Genomic DNA, 18487 nt, shown 5'->3' with positions numbered 1-18487 from the left:
CGCCACCATCAAAAGGTTCGTACCAACAAGAGCGCCGCCCTTTGCACGCGCCCCGGGGAGCATCATCGTCATGCCTGAAACCCAGACTGCCATTGCCGACATCCACATGCTCGACCGCGGTTACTCGCGTGAAGCCCGATCACTGCTGTATCAGGCCTACCGGCACGAGCCGACCTTCGGTTACCTGTTCGAGGCCGAGCGGCCGGGCTATGAGCAGCGTGTGCGGGCCACCGTGCGCGAACTGGTCAAACAGCATTTTCTGCAGGATCTGCCGGCCATCGGCCTGTTGGTCAACGATCGGTTGATCGGCATCGCCCTGATCGCGCCGCCGCAGCGCCGGTTGGGCATCACCGAGAGTTGGGCGTGGCGCCTGCGCATGGTGCTCAGCACCGGTTTTCGCTGCACCCGGCGCTATCTGGAATATCACGATGCGGTGGCCGCGTGCGTGCCCAGCGATTCGGTGCACATGTTGCCGCTGTTGGGCGTTCATCCGCAGTTTCAGGGCAAACACTTCGGCGAGCAGTTGCTGACGGCGGTGCACAACTGGTGCGCGGTGGACGAAAGTTCGCAAGGCGTGGTGCTCGACACCGGTAATCCGCGCTACCTGGAATTCTATAAACGCCAAGGCTACGAAGAGATCGGTGAAGTGGCCGTCGGCCCGGTGCGCGAGCACGTGTTTTTCCACGCCAATCCGCAGGTGTTACAAACTGCAACGGCTTAGTCGTCGAACTTTTTCGGACATTTCCTGTTCTATCACGCTCCCAAGCCCGTGATAGCATCCGCGCCTATGAAGTTTCCAGGAAGATTTACCAGTGGCGTGCTCATGCTGTTAACCAGCTGTGCGGCGCTGGCGCAAAGTGAATTGGACGTGCGGATCAAACCGTCCAACGATGAACTGAAGGCCAATATAGAAGGCTATATCGGCAGCCTCGGCGATCGTGATGAAGAAGCCTTGCTGCGCTTCAGTCGCGGGGCCGAGGAGCAGGCGCGCAAAGCCGCGCAGGCCTTGGGTTATTACCAGCCGCAGATCGACAGTGATGTGAAGGGCGGCGAAAAGCCGCGCCTGGTGCTGAACATCGATCCCGGCGAACCGATTCGTCTGCGCAATGTCACCATCCGCGTCGGCGGGCCTGCCGCCGCCCTCAAATCCTTTCGTGTGCCGAGCAGCGACATGCTCAAGTCCGGCGCCGTGCTCAATCATGGGCGTTATGAAGACGCCAAACGCCTGATCCAGAACCAGGCCTCGCGCTTCGGTTTTTTCAGCGGCCACTTCACCAGCCAGAAACTCATGGTCGATCCTCGCGCCGGGGTGGCCGATGTCGAACTGATCTACGAAAGCGGCCCGCGTTATGCGCTGGGCAGCGTCAGTTTCGAGGGCGACACACCGTTCGACGAAGACCTGTTGCAGCGCATGGTGCCGTTCAAGGCGGGCGATCCGTACGACTCCGAGCTGATCGCCGAACTCAACCGCGACCTGCAATCGAGTGGCTATTTTGAAGGCGTGCGCGTCGATGCCGCACCGACGGCAGCCAAGAACGACGTGATTCCGGTGGACGTCAAACTCGACACGCGCAAGCCGCGCACCATGGGCCTGGGCCTCGGTTATTCCACCGACGTCGGCCCACGGATCAAGGCCAACTGGACCCGCCACTGGGTCAATCCGCAGGGCGACAGCTATGGCTGGGAGGCCGAATTGTCGGCGCCGCGGCAGAACGTCGGGCTGTTCTATGACATCCCGCTCGACCCGCCTCTGACCGACAAACTGCGTTGGGCCGGCGGCTATCAATATGAAGACATCGACGGCTCCGACACCCTGAGCAAGCTGCTGACGTTCGGCCCGGAATGGCACAGCAAGCTGCCCAGCGGCTGGCAGCGGGTCATCTCGTTGAAATGGCAGCGCGAGGAATACCAGCTCGGCGACGACTCGGGCCTCAGTACCTTGTTGATGCCCGGCATCAGCTATTCGTACCTCAAAAGCGACAATCGCATCGACCCGCACCACGGCTATCGCCTGACCTTTGAAAGCAAAGTGGCGAAGGAAGGCCTCGGCTCGGACAACAACCTGCTCTATGGCACGGCGTTGATCAAAGGCCTGACCACCGTATTCGACAACCACCGCTTCCTCGGGCGGGTGCAGGTCGGCGGCAGCGCCACCAACGGCTACAACTCGGTACCGCCATCGCTGCGCTTCTTTGCCGGTGGTGATCAGAGCGTGCGTGGTTACGACTACCAGAGCTTGTCCCCGGAGAACTCCAAGGGCGACCGCATCGGCGGGCGCTACATGGTGGCCGGCAGCGTCGAGTATCAATATTCGATTGCCGAGAAGTGGCGTATCGCGACCTTCGTCGACCAGGGCAACTCTTTCAACAAACTCGAACTGCCGAACCTCAAGACCGGGGTCGGTATCGGTGTGCGCTGGGTCTCGCCGGTGGGGCCGATCCGCCTCGACCTGGCCCACGCGCTGGACGACGATGGCGGCATCCGGCTGCACTTTTCCATGGGGCCTGAGCTGTGAAGCGTGGTTTGAAAATAGCGGCACTGACGCTGCTGGCGTTGCTGTTGTTGATTGTATTGAGCATCAGCGCGGTACTCGGAACGCAGGCGGGCAGTCGTTGGGCGCTGGGCCTGGTGCCCGGCCTGAGCGTGGAGAATTTCCAGGGTCGCCTCGGCGGGCAGTGGAGCGCCGATCATCTGCTGTGGCAGCAGGACAGCAGCCGGGTCGAGCTGAACAAGCCGATCTTCGCCTGGTCGCCGCTGTGCCTGACCCGCATGACCCTGTGCATCGAACAGCTCAAGGCGGATCAGGTCATTCTGCAATTCCCGCCGAGTGAAGAAACCACCGACAGCGGCCCGATCAAACTGCCGGATCTGCAATTGCCGGTGGCCATCGAACTGGGTGACGTGCAGGTCGGCAGCCTGTTGTTCAATGGCAGCGAGCAGCTCAAGGGCCTGCAATTGGCGGCGCACTGGACTGCCCAGGGCCTGCAGATCGACAGCGTCAAACTGCAACGCGACGATCTGAGCCTGAACCTCTCCGGCCTGCTGCAACCGACCGGCAACTGGCCGCTGAACATTGCCGGCGACCTGACCCTGCCGTCGCCGGGCACCGGCCCCTGGACACTGGCGCTGAAGGTTGACGGCGATCTGCTGAAAACCCTCAACCTGCACGCCGACAGCCACGGTTACCTCGACGGCCAGTTGAGCGGCGAGCTACAACCGCTGGCGGAAAACCTGCCGGCCAAGGTGCGCATCACCTCGGAGGCCTTCAAACCGAGCGCCGATCTGCCGGACACGTTGCAACTCAATCAATTGGTGTTGACCGGCGAAGGCGATCTGAAAAACGGTTATCAGTTAAGCGGCAATGCCACGCTGCCCGCCGACAAAGGCCCGGTGGCGCTGCTGCTCAACGGCAAGGTGGACGCCAGCGGCGCGCAGATCGCCGGCCTCGACCTGACGGCCAACGACAAGCAGAGTCTCAAACTTACTGGCAGTGTCGACTGGAGCAAAGGCCTTACCGCGCAAGCCAACATCAACTGGCAGGATTTCCCGTGGCATCGGCTCTATAACGAAATCGACGAGCCGCAAGTCGCGTTGCGCACCTTCACCGGCGAAGTTTCCTACACCGACGGTCAGTACATCGGTAACTTTGCCGCCGCACTGGACGGTCCGGCGGGGGCGTTCAGCCTGAGCAGTCCGTTCAGCGGCAGCCTGAAACAGATCGCCTTGCCGCAACTGAAAATGGAAGCCGGGCAGGGCAAGGCCGAAGGTCATGTGAACGTGCAGTTCGCCGACGGCATCGCCTGGGACACCGCGCTGGAGCTGTCGGCGCTGAACCCGGCGTACTGGGTCGCGGAGTTGCCGGGCACCTTGGCCGGGCTGCTGAAAAGCCAGGGCGAGATGAAGAACGAGCGCCTGAGCCTCAGCGCCGACCTCGACCTCAAGGGCAAGTTGCGTGGTCAACCGGCGATCCTGCAAGCCAAGGCTGATGGTTCCGGCGAACAGTGGAACCTCAACGCCCTGCAAATCCGCTTAGGCGACAACAGCATCAACGGCAAGGGCAGCCTGCAACAGAAACTCACCGGGCAGATCGACATCAAGCTGGCGCGGCTGGCTCAACTCTGGCCGCAACTGCGCGGACAGGTCACTGGGCAGGTCAACGTCGCCGGTACGCTGAAGGCGCCGCAAGGCAAGCTCGATTTGCAAGGTTCGCAACTGGCGTTCCAGGACAATCGCCTGCAAAGCCTCAACCTCGATGCCAGCCTCGACAGTGCGCAGCGGGCGAAGATCGATCTGAAGGGCAGCGGGATTCAGGCCGGCGACACCAATCTCGGCGTGTTGACCGCCAGCGCCCAAGGCGACATCAAGAGCCAGAAACTCAACCTCGACCTGCTCGGGCCGAAACTGAAACTGGCCCTCGGCCTCGACGGTAAGCTGGACCAGGGTAATTGGCGCGGACGTCTGGCCAGTGGTGACATTCAGGCTGGTGGTCAGGACTGGAAACTGCAGAATCCGGCCAGGCTCGAACGCCTCGCCGACGGCAAAATCAACTTCGGCGCGCATTGCTGGATGTCCGGCAATGCCAGCCTGTGCGGCGAAGACCAGCGGCTGATGCCTGAGCCGAAACTGCGCTACCACCTCAAGCAGTTCCCGATCGAAAGCCTGGCGCAATGGCTGCCGAAAGACTTCGCCTGGCAAGGCAAGCTCAACGCCGATCTGCAATTGGACCTGCCGGCCAGCGGCCCGAACGGCGTGGTCAGCATCGACGCCAGCGGCGGCACCTTGCGCATGAAGGAAAAGGATCAGTGGCTGGACTTCCCGTACCAGACCCTGAAACTCACCAGCAAACTCACACCGAAGCGCATCGACACCGACCTCAACTTCGTGGGCGGCAAACTCGGTGAACTGATGGTGCAGGCGCAACTCAATCCGCTGCCGAAAAACAAACCGTTGAGCGGCTCGTTCCGCCTCAGCGGGCTGGATTTGTCGGTGGCGCGGCCGTTTGTGCCGATGGTCGAGAAACTCACCGGACACCTGAACGGCAGCGGCACGATTTCCGGCGGGCTGCTGGCGCCGCTGGTCAACGGCACGGTCAAGCTCAGCGACGGCGAAGTGTCCGGCGCCGAGTTGCCGATGGAACTCAAGGACTTGCAACTGCAAGCGGTGATTGCCGGCGAATCGATACGTCTGGACGGCGGCTGGAAAAGCGGCAAGACCGGCCAGGGCAGCCTCAACGGCAACGTCGCCTGGGGGCAGGCGCTGATGGTCGACGTGGCGCTCAAGGGCACGCAACTGCCGGTCACTGTCGAGCCGTACGCCAAACTCGAAGTGGCGCCGGACCTGAAGATCTCCATGGCCGGCGATGAGCTGAAGATTGCCGGCAAGGTGCAGGTGCCCAGAGGTGAAATCACCGTGCGTGAACTGCCGCCCTCGACGGTAAAAGTTTCCGACGACACGATCATCGTCGGCGCGCAGACCGAAGAGGGCAAACCACCGATGGCCATGAAGATGGACATCGACGTGGTGGTCGGCGAAGACAAACTCGCCTTCGCCGGTTTTGGTTTGACCGCCAACGTGCAAGGTCATGTGCACATCGGCGACAACATGGACACCCGTGGTGAGCTGTGGCTCAACGACGGCCGCTACAGTGCCTACGGCCAGCGTCTGACCGTGCGTCGTGCGCGTCTGTTGTTCGCCGGCCCCCTCGATCAGCCTTATCTGGACATCGAAGCGATTCGCAAGACTGACGACGTGATCGCCGGTATTCGCCTGAGCGGCAGTGCCGAGCAGCCGACCACGCAGATCTTCTCCGAGCCGGCCATGAGCCAGGAGCAGGCGTTGTCGTATCTGGTGCTGGGGCGTCCGCTGAGCACCAACGGCGAAGACAACAACATGCTTGCGCAAGCGGCGTTGGGTCTGGGCCTGATGGGCAGTTCCGGGGTCACCAGCAGCCTGGCCAAGGACCTGGGGATTCAGGACTTCCAGCTCGACACCCAAGGCAGCGGCAACACCACCAGCGTGGTCGCCAGCGGCAACATTTCCGAGAAGCTCAGTCTGCGCTATGGCGTCGGCGTGTTTGAACCGGCCAACACCATCGCGCTGCGTTACAAGCTGAGCAAGAAGGTTTATCTGGAAGCGGCCAGCGGTGTCGCCAGTTCGCTGGATATCTTCTACAAGCGCGATTTCTAGATCGCGCTTTCTCCTGAACCGAGTCGCTTCAATCGCGAGCAGGCGAAGGCCTACATTTGGAATGCGTTCCCCTTGTAGGCCTTCGCCTGCTCGCGATGGCGTTTTTTCAGCCGATATCAATGGTGCGGCTGATGGCCTGATCGCGAGCAGGCTCGCTCCTACACTGATCTGTGGTGGGCAAGGATTTTTTCTTACGGCAGATTAACGGTGGGCGGGCGGCACACCAGCGAGGCCCGCTCGTAGTTCAGCGCCTTGTCCCGCTCGGGCAGTGCATACGACGCCTCACACCGCTGGCCCTGCCAGTTGATGGTCAGGGTGCCGGCGTCGGCTTCCACCAGCGCCAGTGCCTTGCCGCCCGGATCGGAAATCGCCAGTTGCTTGCCGGCGCTGTCTTCGAGCGATGCGCCAAACGGGATCGGTTGATGCTGCGCGTCGAACAAGGCGAACTGCACGCGCCGTCCGGTCTTGCTGGCGTAACGTGCCAACACCACGGCACCGCGTCGTGGCACCACTTGCCGGGTGGCGTTCTCGATCTCGACATCGCCGCCCAGGTCACGGGTGTCGAGGTTGATCCAGTTCACCCGATAAGGCTGCGCGTTGGGCACCACGGCGAAGCCGTTACTGCCGGTTTTGGCCCCGGAGAAGCTGCCGATTTTCACCCCTTCCACGCCTTCGACCTGCGCCAGTGCGAACGTCTCGCCCACAGTTTGTCCCAGGTTGACGCCGCCGGCATGGCCGACGATCGAACCCGCCAGGTTAAGGTTCTGCGAGTTGTAGCCGCGTCCCTGACTGTAGCCGGCACTGATATCCATCACCGAGGTGCGGGTGTTGAGGTTGACCGACCCAGAGCTGCCGCCGGTGCTGCTGTTGCCGGCTTGTACCGAGTAATAGGTGTCGCTGTCTTCCGACAGATAGCCGTTGATGCCCATCTGCGTGGTATCGCTGGATTTCTGCGTGCTGGCCGAGACAAAGGCCCGCGGTGCACGGGGCTTGGAACCCAGCGGGAACGACACAGACAGGTTGACCAGCGTGTCGTTGTTCGCCGGCCCGTAATTGCCGACATCTTTGGAGTAGGTGGCGCCGATGTTGTAACTCACATCCCCCCAATAGTTGCTGTACCCGGCCGACAGGCTTTGCGAACCGCCGCGCCCCCAGTAACGCTGGTCGCTGGCGTTCACGTAGACGCTGCCATATTCCTGGTTGCGCCCCAGGCTCTGGTTGACGGTCAGGTCGGTGCGGGTTTTCGAGTTGCCGGTGCGTTGCTGGCCATCGCGGCTCAACTCCTCGACGTGCTCGGTGAGGGTGCGATAGCCCTCTGTCGAGTAACGGTAGGCGGCGAGGGTGAAGTTGGTGTCGGTGCCGGTGAACGTTTTCGCATACAGCGCGCGCAGGCTGTTACCGGTGACCGTTTCGCCGAAGGTGTTGCTCATCGAGTGGGTCAAGTCCAGGGAGATCGCACCGATGGCGGTATTGCGACCGGCTCCGACAGACAACGCCTTGAAATTGTCCGTCGCCTGCACACCGACGATCCCGGACAAGTTGCTGCTGATGCCATACGCCAGTGTGCTGCTGACAAACTGCGGGGTCTTCTGATCCTCGCTGTTGCTGTTGTACTGGCCGGCCGAGACGCTGTACTTCAACTGGCCCTGACGGACCATGATCGGCAGGCTGGAAAATGCTTGCACCGTCACCCGGCGTCGACCATCGGCTTCGATAATCGTCACTTCCAGGTCGCCATTGGAACCGCTGGGGTAGATGTCGCTGATCTCGAACGGCCCCGGCGGCACGTTGGCGGTGTAGAGGATGTAGTTGTTCTGGCGAATCTCCACGGTCGCGCTGGATTGCGCAATGCCGCGAATCACGGGTGCATAACCGCGCTCGCTGTCGGCACGCATGCCGTCGTCGGACGCCAGTTTCAGGCCACGATAGCGCACGCTGTCGAACAGGTCGGCGTCGGAGAAAATATCCCCGGCACTGAACTGGCCTTTGAGCGCGGTCACGTCATGTTGCAGATAGCTGCGGTTGCTCTTGAACGTGCTGGGCTGGCCGGTGCTGCTGTTGAAGTTCGATTCGTTACGCAAACGCCAGGCGCCGAGGTTGATGCCATTGCGCAAGCCAACGTTATTGCTCAGCGTGTTTACACCCTGAGTGCTGTTGCGGCTGCTGCTCAACTGATAGTTGATGAACGCGGCGGGCACGCCTGCGTCCCACAAGGCCGGGTCGACATAGCCACGCCGGCCACGCTCCATGGCGTTTTGCGGCACGCTGACCATCAGGCGCAGGCGCGGCACGTCGTAGCGCACGGTGGCGTGGTCGATCAACGCGGGCAGGTCGAGGCAGGCGTCGGGGTCATCGCCGACGAGTTTGCCAGCGGCTTGCAGTTTGCCGATGTCGACCCCCAATTGCTGCACCATCTCCAGGGTCAGGCAGGCCTGGACCTTGCCCGTGCCGGGGTGGCGACGGAAGTCGATATCGCGACGGCCGACCAGGGTCTCGTTGCCGTAGAGATCCACCCGGTAAATACCGGGCAGTACGCGACTGGTGGCGAGCAGTGATTGCAGGTCAACAGAGGAGGGGGCGCCTTGCAGAAACGATGTATTGAATTGTTCTTCGTCATCGGCCAGGCAGGTGCAACTGAACACCAGGGCCATTGAAAAAGGCGCCAATCCGTCGCGCTTGAGTAAAAACATGCAGGAACCCTATATCACCTCCGATACGAACTAACGGAGCGAAGAGAAATACAGTGAAAGTGCGGCTGTGACAGCGACACGTAAGTTATGGCGCTTCTTTATTCAAGCTGGCTCGAATATCGGCACTGTTGGAAAGTTGCGCGCTGTAACGGTCTTGTGCGCCATAGTCATTAATGCTGCTGAATAACAGGCGTGCGGTATTGGTGTGATGAAGTTGTTTGAGGCTGAACTCTTTTTGTTCGCCGGGGGCAATCATCATCGAATCAAAGGGATGTTCGCTGAGTGTGCCCGATTGCAGTGTTATGTCGGCAATCGACACGTGATACTGGCCCGGGTTGTTCACCAGCAGTACTTGTTTGCCGGCGCGTTCGGCCAGGCGCCAGGTCAGTTCGCTCGGTGCCAGGTAGGCATTGTTTTTCAGTCCCGAGGGGCGGAAGAACACCTTGATGCGCTGGCGCACGGCCAGTTGCAAAGTGTTGGCCGATTTCGCCGACTGGGGAATTTCCTGCACATTGAGCCAGACCACCGACTCGCGGTCGGTCGGCATGCCCGCGCCTTCGTAGATCACCCGCAAGATCTGCTGTTCGTCGCCGCTGACGCGCACCAGTGGCGGAGTGACGGCAAACGGTACCGCGGCAGTTTCACTGGAGTCGGTGTCGATCCACGACTGAATCAGTACATCTGCACCGCTGTTACGCACGGTGATCCCGGCTTCCTTGTGTTGGCCGTCGAAGACCAGACGGGTACTGCTCAAGGAAATGCCGGCCATGGCCTGATTGGCCACGAGCAGACCCAAAAGGCCCGCACAAAAGGACAATGAGTGACGATAAAACATGATGGTTACCGCGCAAGTGATTGAAAGCGCGGGGCCGTGTGGCCCCGCACCGGGCTCGAGTATTCGCGCGGGTTATTCGTATTGCAGCGTGAACGGCAGGGTGGCATCGCCGCGACCGGCAACGGCAGTTGCCACGTCGGCGGTGGTGACGTAGGCAGCCGAGAATTTCAGCGTGGTGTTGCTGTCTTGCAGGGTGTTTTCGATCTTCGCGGTGGACGGCGAGCTCAGGTCGATCAACGCGCCGTTGGAGTCGAGCAAGGCGATACCGATGTTCTTCGCAGCGCCCAGGCCGTCGATCAGCTTCAGCACTTTGGTCCCGGCAACGATGCCCGAGCCTGCGCCCTTGGTCGGTTCGAAAATCATCGCCACTTTTGTGCCGGCGTTGCAGTTGATCTTCATGTCGAAGTTTTCGGCGCTCAGGGTGCCGTTGCCTTTAGGTGCAGTGGCGGTGCCCATGTCCTTGATCGACACTTCGCCCATGTTGACCGAAATGGTTTTGTTGCTTCCGGCGCCTTCAACCGAGCAGGCATCGTTGTTGATGGTGCCGGTGAAGTTGATGGTGCCGCTACCAGCCTTGGTCGGGGTTGGGGCCGGTGGATCTTCTGCCAGAGCGTTGCCGGCAGCGGCAATGATCGAAAGGGCGAGAAGTGCGCGAGTCAGCTTTTTCATGTTGCTTTTCCATTGGTTGGGGTTAAAGCAACACAATAAAACCTGGGTTCCCGGTGGAACATCAGACGATTCCTAGATGCGGGGGATGTTACGTCGAAGTACAGAGTCGTTTATTTGAACAAGTTGCGTTCGATGCAATAAGCCAGTAACTCTTGATCGCTATTTACTTCAAGTTTGCGCATGGCTGAGATTTTCTGCGTACTGATGGTTTTGGCACTTCTGTTCAATCCCCTGGCAATTTCGTTAACGCCCTGGCCTTGAACGAACAGCCGCAGAATTTCATGTTCCTTGGGCGACAGTCGGGAAAAGCGTTCATCCAGATCGGCGCCATCGTTGAGCACCGACGTTGGCGCTGGTCCTTTGCTACGTACCCGATTGCCTTTGGCAATGGCTTTGAGCGCCACCTCTATTTCAACGTGCAGCTGGCTTTTCTGAATCACCGCCAGTACACCGAGTTCCTGCAGGCGGGTCAGGATCAGAGGATTGGAAATCATGGTCAGGACCAGCACCTTCACTTCAGGAAAATGCCGGGTCACGAACTCCACCAGCTTCAGGCCGTCACCGTAGGGCGAGTCACCGGGCATGTTGAAATCGGTGATCAACAGATCCACCGCCTGAGACTTCAGCAACTCGATCAAGCCATCGGGACACACTGCCTCGCCCACCACGTTGAAGCGTCGGTCACGCTCGACCAGTTCCCGTACTCCCAGAAGGACGATGGGATGATCATCGGCGATGACAACGTTGAAGGTTTCCATGGGTGCTTTATCCAGAGTGAAATTATTCGAGGGTGTCGAGCAGGTCAGTCAGACGCGCCAGTTGTTGGCGCACTTGCAGGGCCAGCGCCGGGGTGATCGCCATGCCGGTCAAGCGACATTCCAGCTCGACAAACGTGCTGGCCAGGGCCTCGACCCGCACGGCGCCGAGTGCCCCGGCCATGCTGTGCAGTTGCTGTGCGACGCTGCTGGCGTTGGCCGCGTCCAGCGCGGTCAGTGTGGTCTGAACGTCGCGGCGCAGGGTCGCGACAAACAGCTCGCGCATTTTGGGTGAGAGGGGCGGCGCGGCGTCTGCCACCGGCGCGATCGCTGTCTGGCAGTGGCTTTGCAGCTGCGTGCGCAGTGTTGCCAGGTTCAGCGGCTTGACCATCCATGCGTTCATGCCGACGGCGGCGCAACGTTCGCCTTCTTCGCGCAGGGCATTGGCGGTGACGCCGATGATCGGCAGCGTCGCATCCTGCTGGCGCAGTGCGGCGGCCAACTGGTAACCGTTCATGATCGGCATGTTGACGTCGGTCAGCAGCAGATCGAAGCGTCCGGGTGCCCATTGCACCAGCGCCTGTTCGCCATTGGCGGCGACCACTACCGAACAGCCCAGCGCCTCCAGTTGTTCCTTGATGATCGCCGCGTTGATCGTATTGTCCTCGGCCACCAGTACGCGCAGGTTCAGCGTTCGGCTGTTTTTCTGCTGCGAAGGCGCACGCGGGTGACTGGCGCCGTGTCGGGCCAGCGCAATTGCCCAGCCAATTGCACGTACATCGTCGGCATCAACCAGCCAGTCGCTGCCGCTCACCTGCGCCGGATTGGGGCCGCCCGCCATGGCGATGATTCGCGGGCCATCGAATACGCTGGCGTTGGCCAGCGGCGCAAGGTCCACCAGCAGCGCCGAGGAGGGCGGCAGCTCGTTCGTCACCAGGCGGCAATCAAGACCAAAGCGGTCAAGCCAGGCGCTCAGATGCTGCGCCAGTTCGGCCACCGGTGCCCGTACATAAACGGCGGCGCCGCCGGCCACGAACGATGGGCAATCGGCGAGGCTGCCAGGTGCGCAATCCAGGGTCAGTTGCAAGTTGAAGCGGCTGCCCAGTCCCGGCTCGCTGACCACGTTCAACTGACCCTGCATCAACTCACACAGCCACTTGCAAATGGCCAGACCCAACCCGGCACCGGCATGACTGTCGGCTTCGTTGACTTGATAGAACGGGTCGAACAACTGCTGTTGCTGCGCCTGGGAAATGCCCACGCCCGAATCGCTGACCTGCCACTGCACCTCGGCGCGCCCGCCAGTGTTTTGCAGCACATGAACGCGCATGACCACTCGGCCATTGTCAGTGAACTTGATTGCGTTGCTCAGCAAGTTATTGAGGATCTGGCGAATGCGCTGCGCATCACCGAGCAATTGATCCGGTAGCGCCGCATCGATGCAGGCATACAGTTGCAAACCTTTGCCACGGGCAAACGCGCCGAAGCTGCGCACGACGTCTTCGGTCAGCTCCAGCGGACAAAACGGCTGAAGCTCGAGATTCATTTGCCCGGCCTCGATCTTCGACACATCCAGCACGTCGCTGATCAGCTTGAACAGACTGGCCGACGAGCGCTGGATGGTGTCCAGATAAGCCTGTTGACGCGGGTTCAGCGAGGTCAGACCGAGCAGTTCCAGAGTGCCGAGCACGCCATACAGCGGCGTGCGGATTTCATGGCTCATCGTCGCCAGAAACCGGCTCTTGGCCCGATTGGCCGAATCAGCGGCCTGGCGCGCGACCTCAAGCGCCGCCGCGTCTTCGACATGGCGGGTCACATCATGCAGTGCACACAGCCAGGCGTCCTGGCCCTGATAACGGGTGGCGACGAAGGCGACATGCAAATGCCGACCGTCAATCTCCAGTTCGGCATGGCCTTGGCCGGTCGCTGCCTGCCGGTCGAGCAGGTTGATCAGTTCGCGGGTGTCGTGCCATTGCTGGGCGCGCTGGTTCTCCAGCAACACCTGATGATTGCGGCGACTGATCACGCACAGGCCGGTGGGCGCGGTGTCGATGACCGCGCGGCTGAACGCTTCGCTTTCGGCGATGCTCGCGTGGGCACTTTGCGCGGGAAGAATGACGCGCTGGGTGTACCAGCGATTGAGTGCCCGGCCACTGCCGAGCAGGGCGAGCACGAGAACCAAAAGGCACAGCAATGGCCACAGCGCGTAATCGAGAAAGCTCTGCACACTGATAACGTAAATCGCCGTCCACGGACGTTCGTCGGGGCTGGTCAGCTTGAACACCAGGCCATCTGCGGTCAGATTCGTGCCTTCATTGAGCACTTGATCGGGCTTCAGCGCACCGATCAACACCGTACCGTCGGGCGTGAGCAGGGTGAAGTCGTCGTAAATCGACCACGCCATCAAACGCTCGATGTTGTTGACCTGGGACAGTTTCAGCAGCGCGCCGACCACCGCCCAGGAGTTGGCGCCTTCGATGGCCTGCGTCGGTTTGCTCAGATTGATCCGCACGTAGGCCAGCAGAGTCGGGGTAACGTTGTCCTCCTCGGCGAACGCGTAGGGCACCCAGTGAACCTGCGCTGAAGTCTGCGTGCGCCGTTGCATGTTCATCCGGGTCATTAGCTCGACGAAGGTGCTTATCTGCGTCGGCCCTGCACCACGCAAACGGCCGGCGGCGGGCACGGCGATATCGAAATTGTCCGGCCCGTTGAGCAGGATCACCTGCGGCGACTGGTAATGCGAGGCTGCCCAGAAGGCGCTGTAATAAGCTGCCAGATAGCTGCCGAGGGCAAACACCTTGGGGTGTTGGCTGGGGGCGATTCGCTCCGGATCGATCTTTACGCTGAACGGCAGCGAAAACGGCAGCCCACGGCCTTCGTAAATGTTCGGCCCTTCTTCGGGCAAAAGCTTTTGGACAACAGGTGGCGTCACAGCCTCGGAAAGGTACACACCCTTGGCGCTGGCCCTTGAGATAGCGTCGAGAAAGGCTTCCTGCTCGTGAATGTTTTCCATCAGTCGGGCGAAGTGGAACTGCAGGGTATCGCGCTGTTCTTCCACCATACGCTGCACGCCCAGATAACTGATGCCCAGCAACAACAGGGCCAGCGCACCGAGCACCAGCAAGCTCTTGTTCAGGCGTAGCGAACTGCTGGCGAGTCTTTCCAGAAATGCGTTGGGCTGCGGCATTACAGCGCCTGATCAGTCAAAGTGGAAAAGTGTCTGGACACAAAGACCTCGGTAGCAAACGGCGTCGTCAACAGCGTCTGGGGTTCACCATGCATTGGCCGGTCCATCATGGGTCAGCAACTGCTGGAACTGCTCCGCAGACACGGCGTGGGAGATCAGGAAACCCTGAACCTGAGTGCAGTCGATCTTACGCAACAGAGCAAGTTCTTGCGCGGTTTCCACGCCTTCGGCGACCACCGTCAGGCCCAGTTGCCGACCCAGGGTGACAATGCTGGTCAGCGCCTGGGCCAGCTCGGCGTTACTGTTGCAACCCTGCACCAGCGCGCGGTCGATTTTAAGCTCGGTGAAAGGCGCCGACACCAGATTCATGTAAGAACTGTAGCCTTTGCCGAAATCATCCTGAGACAAACCGAAACCCTTGATCCGCAAGCGGCAGGCGCCGGCGTAGAAATTACTGATGTCATCGGGCACCGAGCATTCCATCAGCTCGAAACAGATCCGCGCCGGCAGGCCTTCATGTTGCAGCACAAAAGCGAGGATGCGGTCGGGCAGGTCATGGCTGTTAAGCAGGTGCGTGGGCAGATTGATCGACACCGGAATGTCATAGCCCTGCTGGCGCCATACGGTTTGCGCGGCAATCGCCTGTTCCAGCATTCGCCAGAGCAGCCGTTCTTCGAGGTCATAAGCAATCAGCGCCGGTAGAAATGCCCCTGGCAACAGCGTGCCATGTTCGGGATGCATCCAGCGCACCAATGTTTCGGCGGCGACGATGCGGCCATTGTCCAGTGCCTTTTTGGGTTGGAACCAGGCCTGTAATTCACCCTTGTCCAAGGCATGCAGAATACTTTGCCGATCAATGCCGGGCTGCGTCGCGACCGGGCCGGCCTGGCGCAGCGTCTGTAACTGCTCGATCAGACAACGCAGGGCAGCGCTGTTGACCGGTTTGGAAATCAGCCCGATGACTTTGACCTGCAGGTTGCTCGCCACCAGGCTCGCGCCCATCAACATGCGCCGCGAGGCAGCGCTCATGATCGCCAGTGCCGGGCGCGAGGGCTGCGCGGCCAGGCCCTGGATGAACTGCACGCCGTCCATGCCCGGCATCAGCAGATCGGTGAGGACCAGATCGAACTCGCGGTTTTTCAGACGCCGCAAGGCTTCTCCGCCGTCCCGGGCAAACTCCAGATCGAACACGCCCAGCTCGTTGAACAGGTTCTGCAAGTACAGGTGCTGGAACGGATGATCTTCGACGATCAGCAGGCTAGAGGACTTCATGGGTGACTCGTTCGTAGGGAGCCAGGACGATCGACAAGGCTCTTAGCGTAAAAGGTTTGACCAGGCAGTGGTTCATGCCGGCCGCCAGGCACAGGGCCTCTTCACCGCGCAGGGCGTTGGCGGTGGCGCCGATGATCGGCGTGGTGCAGCCCAGGCGACGCAAGGCTTTGGCCAATTCATAACCGTTGAGTCGTGGCATGTTGACGTCGCTGAGCACGACATCGAAGGTGTCGTCCTGCCACAGTGACAAGGCCTCTTCGCCATCGCTGGCCAACGCTACCGTGCAGCCCAGCTCTTGCAACTGGTCGCGCAGGATCAACTGGTTGATTGCATTGTCTTCGGCCACGAGGATGTGCAGGTGCAGCGGCGCCAGCGCCTGGCTTTCTGCCTGTTGCGAATGCTCAATGGTCTGGCCGCCCTGAGCCTGACGCACGGCTCGGCGGATCGCGGCCAGATCACTCAGATTCGCCACCCAACCTTTACCCGTGCATTGCGGTTCACAGGCAGCATCGCCGCTGGCCAGTACCCGCGGCCCTGACCATTGCAGTTCGCCGCGCGGCTCCATCGGTGCCGGGTACAGTTCCAGCAACACGCCAGCGTCGGCAGATTCGTGGTTGTCCGGCGCGCCGAGGTGCGGTCGGGCGCCCCAACGGCGCAGCCAGCCAGCGAGGCTTTCGGCCAGTTCGCGTACCGGCGACACCACGTAAACGGTTTCACCCGCCAGATTCGGCGCTGCTGCGGGCAATCCGCTGCCCGCGCGCTGCTCCAGTGGCAAGGTCAGGGAAAAACTACTGCCCAGCCCCGGTTCGCTGACCATGTGTAGCGTGCCGTTCATCAAATTTGTCAGCCGCTGGCAGATCGGCAGGCCCAACCCGGTGCCCGCGACCGCATGGCTATTGCCCTGAGTCTGATAGAACGGATCGAAGATAAATGCCTGATCAGCATGGGCAATGCCGCGCCCGGTGTCCGACACCTGCCATTGCACGCACACGCGTTCGCCTTCACGGGACAGCGCTCTGACCCGCAACACCACGCGTCCGGAGTCGGTGAATTTGACCGCGTTGCTCAACAGGTTATTGAGAATCTGCCGCACCCGGCTGACATCGCCCACCAGGCTGTCGGGCAGTTGCGGATCAAAGCATGCGTACAGCTGCAAACCTTTGCTCTGCGCCGCCGCCGCGTATCCCTGCACCACCTCCTGCGCCAGCGCAACGATGGAAAAATCGCTCAGCTCCAGCGCCAGTTGCCCGGCCTCGATTTTCGACACATCAAGCACATCGCAGATCAATTGCAGCAGGGTCGCGGACGAGCCTTCGATCGCGCGCAAATAGCTTTTCTGCTGGTTGTCGAGCCGGGTGCGGGCGAGCAGTTCGAGGGTGCCGAGCACGCCATACAGCGGCGTGCGAATTTCGTGGCTCATGGTCGCGAGAAACAGGGTTTTCGCTTCGTTGGCGGCATCGGCCGACTGGCGCGCCTGCTCCAGCGCCGCTTCGATTTGCCGGCGCGCGCTGATATCGCTGAAGGCGCAAAGCAATACGTCTTCACCTTTGTAGCGGGTCGGCGCGCAGCTCAGGTACAGGTGCCGGCCATCAGCGGTGTCGAAATAGTCGGTCAGGCAGGGCGCATTGTCGTCAAACGCAGCGCGAATCCAGCCGGGACCCAGTTGCTGGCTGCACGTGCCCAGCCATTGTTGGGCAAGGGTATTTTCCAGTACCACCTGGCCATCGCTGCGGCGCAACACGCAGAGTGCCACGGGTGCGGTCTGGATCACGTCGCGGCTGAACAGCTCGCTTTCCACCAGCGCCTGAATCCGGTGCAGTGTGGGCGTGATGAAGCGATGTTCCAGGCGCCGGGTCAGCAGACACACCAGGTTGATGCTCGCCAGACAGAACACCAGTGCGCCAAGCATCTGCGGCCACAAGGCCCAAAGCACCGCCAGCAAGTCGATGGAGTAGGTGAGTTGCCAGTCCGACGACTTCAGTTGTTTGCGCAACACCAGTTGCTCGGGCAGCCAGCCGTTGCCGACGAATCCGAAGAAATCCTGCTGGCGCAGCAGTGGCAGATGCTGCCCCGCTGGCGGCTTGTGGCTGTTGCTGAAGAGCGGCATCCCTTGCGAGTTGAACATGGTGAACTCGCCGGCGCTGTGGTCACTCAAGGCGTTGGAGACTTCACGGTCGTCCATTTCCAGACCGAGCCAGCCGGAATCGGGGTCGCGATCATCCAGGCGAATGAAGATGTACAGCTGCGAGTGCCCTGGCAAGTTGTGGGTCAGCCAGATTTCTTTGAGGGCGCTGGTGTTGTCGCGTTTGAAGGTTTCCAGGCGATCAAGCATCGCACGCGGAAAATCGCCAGCCATGGGCGTCGAGTTGTACAGGCGCCACACCTGCGCCTCGGTGCCGCTGCTGACGTAGAGCAGATTCAATTTGCGCGCTTGCAGATAGTCACGCATGCGCTGGGTCAGCCAGATGCTCCATTGCTTGCCGGGGGTTTGTCCCAGCAGCAGCCGGATTTCTTCCTCGGACAGCGGCGCGCTCAGAGCGGTCTGGCGAGTCGCCGACAAACTCAGGCTTTCCAGCAGCGCCTCGCGGGTGGTGAAAAAGGTGTGCGCCTCGGCGATGGCGCTGCTCATGTAACTGCGCCGCTGAGAAATTTCGTTGTTGAAGGTGAACAGCAGAAAGCTGTACACGCCGCCGAGGATGCCCACCAGCAGCACCCACGCAAAAATGCGCAACAAACGTCGCGCAGCGTGGGGCGTGGACAAGACCGGGCTAATCTGGTGGAGGTAGTTCTTCAATCGCATCCCGGCACAGTAGGGGCGGCCGGGCATGATGAAAATCAGACGATTCTTAAAGAGGGCTGCGCGAACAATTGGCTATAGCAACCCATCAATGGA

General features: G+C 61.0%; 10 protein-coding genes. 3 read left to right on the top strand and 7 right to left on the bottom strand.

Features of this window, described 5'->3' with window-relative positions; translation table 11 throughout:
• Positions 1 to 70 precede the first annotated feature (70 nt).
• The 3 genes from KKQ10_RS09730 to KKQ10_RS09720 all read left to right on the top strand — a co-directional run bounded on the left by KKQ10_RS09730 (position 71) and on the right by KKQ10_RS09720 (position 6186).
• Positions 71 to 721 (top strand): GNAT family N-acetyltransferase, encoded by a 651-nt coding sequence (locus tag KKQ10_RS09730; RefSeq protein WP_215500952.1) that lies wholly within the window; start codon positions 71 to 73, stop codon positions 719 to 721.
• Between the two features lie 66 nt (positions 722 to 787).
• Positions 788 to 2515, top strand: coding sequence for an autotransporter assembly complex protein TamA (locus KKQ10_RS09725; RefSeq protein WP_215500951.1), 1728 nt, complete (start codon positions 788 to 790; stop codon positions 2513 to 2515).
• Positions 2512 to 6186 carry a translocation/assembly module TamB domain-containing protein gene (locus KKQ10_RS09720; RefSeq protein ID WP_215500950.1) on the top strand — a complete coding sequence of 1225 codons (3675 nt, stop codon included), beginning with the start codon at positions 2512 to 2514 and terminating at the stop codon, positions 6184 to 6186. The genes KKQ10_RS09725 and KKQ10_RS09720 overlap by 4 nt, the downstream gene beginning before the upstream one ends.
• Positions 6187 to 6377: 191 nt before the next feature.
• Here the strand turns inward: KKQ10_RS09720 and KKQ10_RS09715 are convergent, their stop codons facing one another.
• From KKQ10_RS09715 to KKQ10_RS09685, 7 genes are all read right to left on the bottom strand, one after another.
• Complete coding sequence (locus KKQ10_RS09715) at positions 6378 to 8876, bottom strand: fimbria/pilus outer membrane usher protein (RefSeq protein WP_215500949.1); 2499 nt, start codon at positions 8874 to 8876, stop codon at positions 6378 to 6380.
• 85 nt (positions 8877 to 8961) lie between these two features.
• Entirely contained in the window at positions 8962 to 9711 is a 750-nt protein-coding gene (locus KKQ10_RS09710) for a fimbrial biogenesis chaperone (protein WP_127652065.1), read from the bottom strand.
• A 72-nt stretch (positions 9712 to 9783) separates the two neighbouring features.
• Complete coding sequence (locus tag KKQ10_RS09705; RefSeq protein WP_099756666.1) at positions 9784 to 10380, bottom strand: fimbrial protein; 597 nt, start codon at positions 10378 to 10380, stop codon at positions 9784 to 9786.
• 110 nt (positions 10381 to 10490) lie between these two features.
• The gene (locus KKQ10_RS09700) at positions 10491 to 11138 is read right to left on the bottom strand and encodes a response regulator (protein WP_127652064.1); all 648 of its coding nucleotides are present in this window, start codon (positions 11136 to 11138) and stop codon (positions 10491 to 10493) included.
• 22 nt (positions 11139 to 11160) lie between these two features.
• Positions 11161 to 14322 carry a hybrid sensor histidine kinase/response regulator gene (locus tag KKQ10_RS09695; protein WP_215500948.1) on the bottom strand — a complete coding sequence of 1054 codons (3162 nt, stop codon included), beginning with the start codon at positions 14320 to 14322 and terminating at the stop codon, positions 11161 to 11163.
• A gap of 84 nt (positions 14323 to 14406) precedes the next feature.
• Positions 14407 to 15594: a response regulator cyclic di-GMP phosphodiesterase PvrR gene (gene pvrR, locus KKQ10_RS09690; protein ID WP_215500947.1), complete on the bottom strand. Its 1188-nt coding sequence runs from the start codon at positions 15592 to 15594 to the stop codon at positions 14407 to 14409.
• Positions 15581 to 18394, bottom strand: a complete 2814-nt coding sequence (locus KKQ10_RS09685; RefSeq protein ID WP_215500946.1) for an ATP-binding protein — start codon at positions 18392 to 18394, stop codon at positions 15581 to 15583. The genes pvrR and KKQ10_RS09685 overlap by 14 nt, the downstream gene beginning before the upstream one ends.
• Between the last annotated feature and the right edge of the window lie 93 nt (positions 18395 to 18487).

Origin of the sequence: Pseudomonas sp. MG-9 (assembly GCF_018729515.1) — a bacterium.
GTDB lineage: Bacteria > Pseudomonadota > Gammaproteobacteria > Pseudomonadales > Pseudomonadaceae > Aquipseudomonas > Aquipseudomonas serboccidentalis.
The sequence above is the reverse complement of the archived record's forward strand: the minus strand, read 5'-3'. Positions and strand labels throughout refer to the sequence as shown.

Excerpts from the sequence above, each read along its gene's own strand:
- KKQ10_RS09730 (WP_215500952.1), top strand. The coding sequence starts at position 71 with ATGCCTGAAACCCAGACTGCCATTGCCGACATCCACATGCTCGACCGC.
- KKQ10_RS09725 (WP_215500951.1), top strand. The coding sequence starts at position 788 with ATGAAGTTTCCAGGAAGATTTACCAGTGGCGTGCTCATGCTGTTAACC.
- KKQ10_RS09715 (WP_215500949.1), bottom strand. The coding sequence starts at position 8,876 with ATGTTTTTACTCAAGCGCGACGGATTGGCGCCTTTTTCAATGGCCCTG.
- KKQ10_RS09710 (WP_127652065.1), bottom strand. The coding sequence starts at position 9,711 with ATGTTTTATCGTCACTCATTGTCCTTTTGTGCGGGCCTTTTGGGTCTG.
- KKQ10_RS09705 (WP_099756666.1), bottom strand. The coding sequence starts at position 10,380 with ATGAAAAAGCTGACTCGCGCACTTCTCGCCCTTTCGATCATTGCCGCT.
- KKQ10_RS09700 (WP_127652064.1), bottom strand. The coding sequence starts at position 11,138 with ATGGAAACCTTCAACGTTGTCATCGCCGATGATCATCCCATCGTCCTT.
- KKQ10_RS09695 (WP_215500948.1), bottom strand. The coding sequence starts at position 14,322 with ATGCCGCAGCCCAACGCATTTCTGGAAAGACTCGCCAGCAGTTCGCTA.
- pvrR (WP_215500947.1), bottom strand. The coding sequence starts at position 15,594 with ATGAAGTCCTCTAGCCTGCTGATCGTCGAAGATCATCCGTTCCAGCAC.
- KKQ10_RS09685 (WP_215500946.1), bottom strand. The coding sequence starts at position 18,394 with ATGCGATTGAAGAACTACCTCCACCAGATTAGCCCGGTCTTGTCCACG.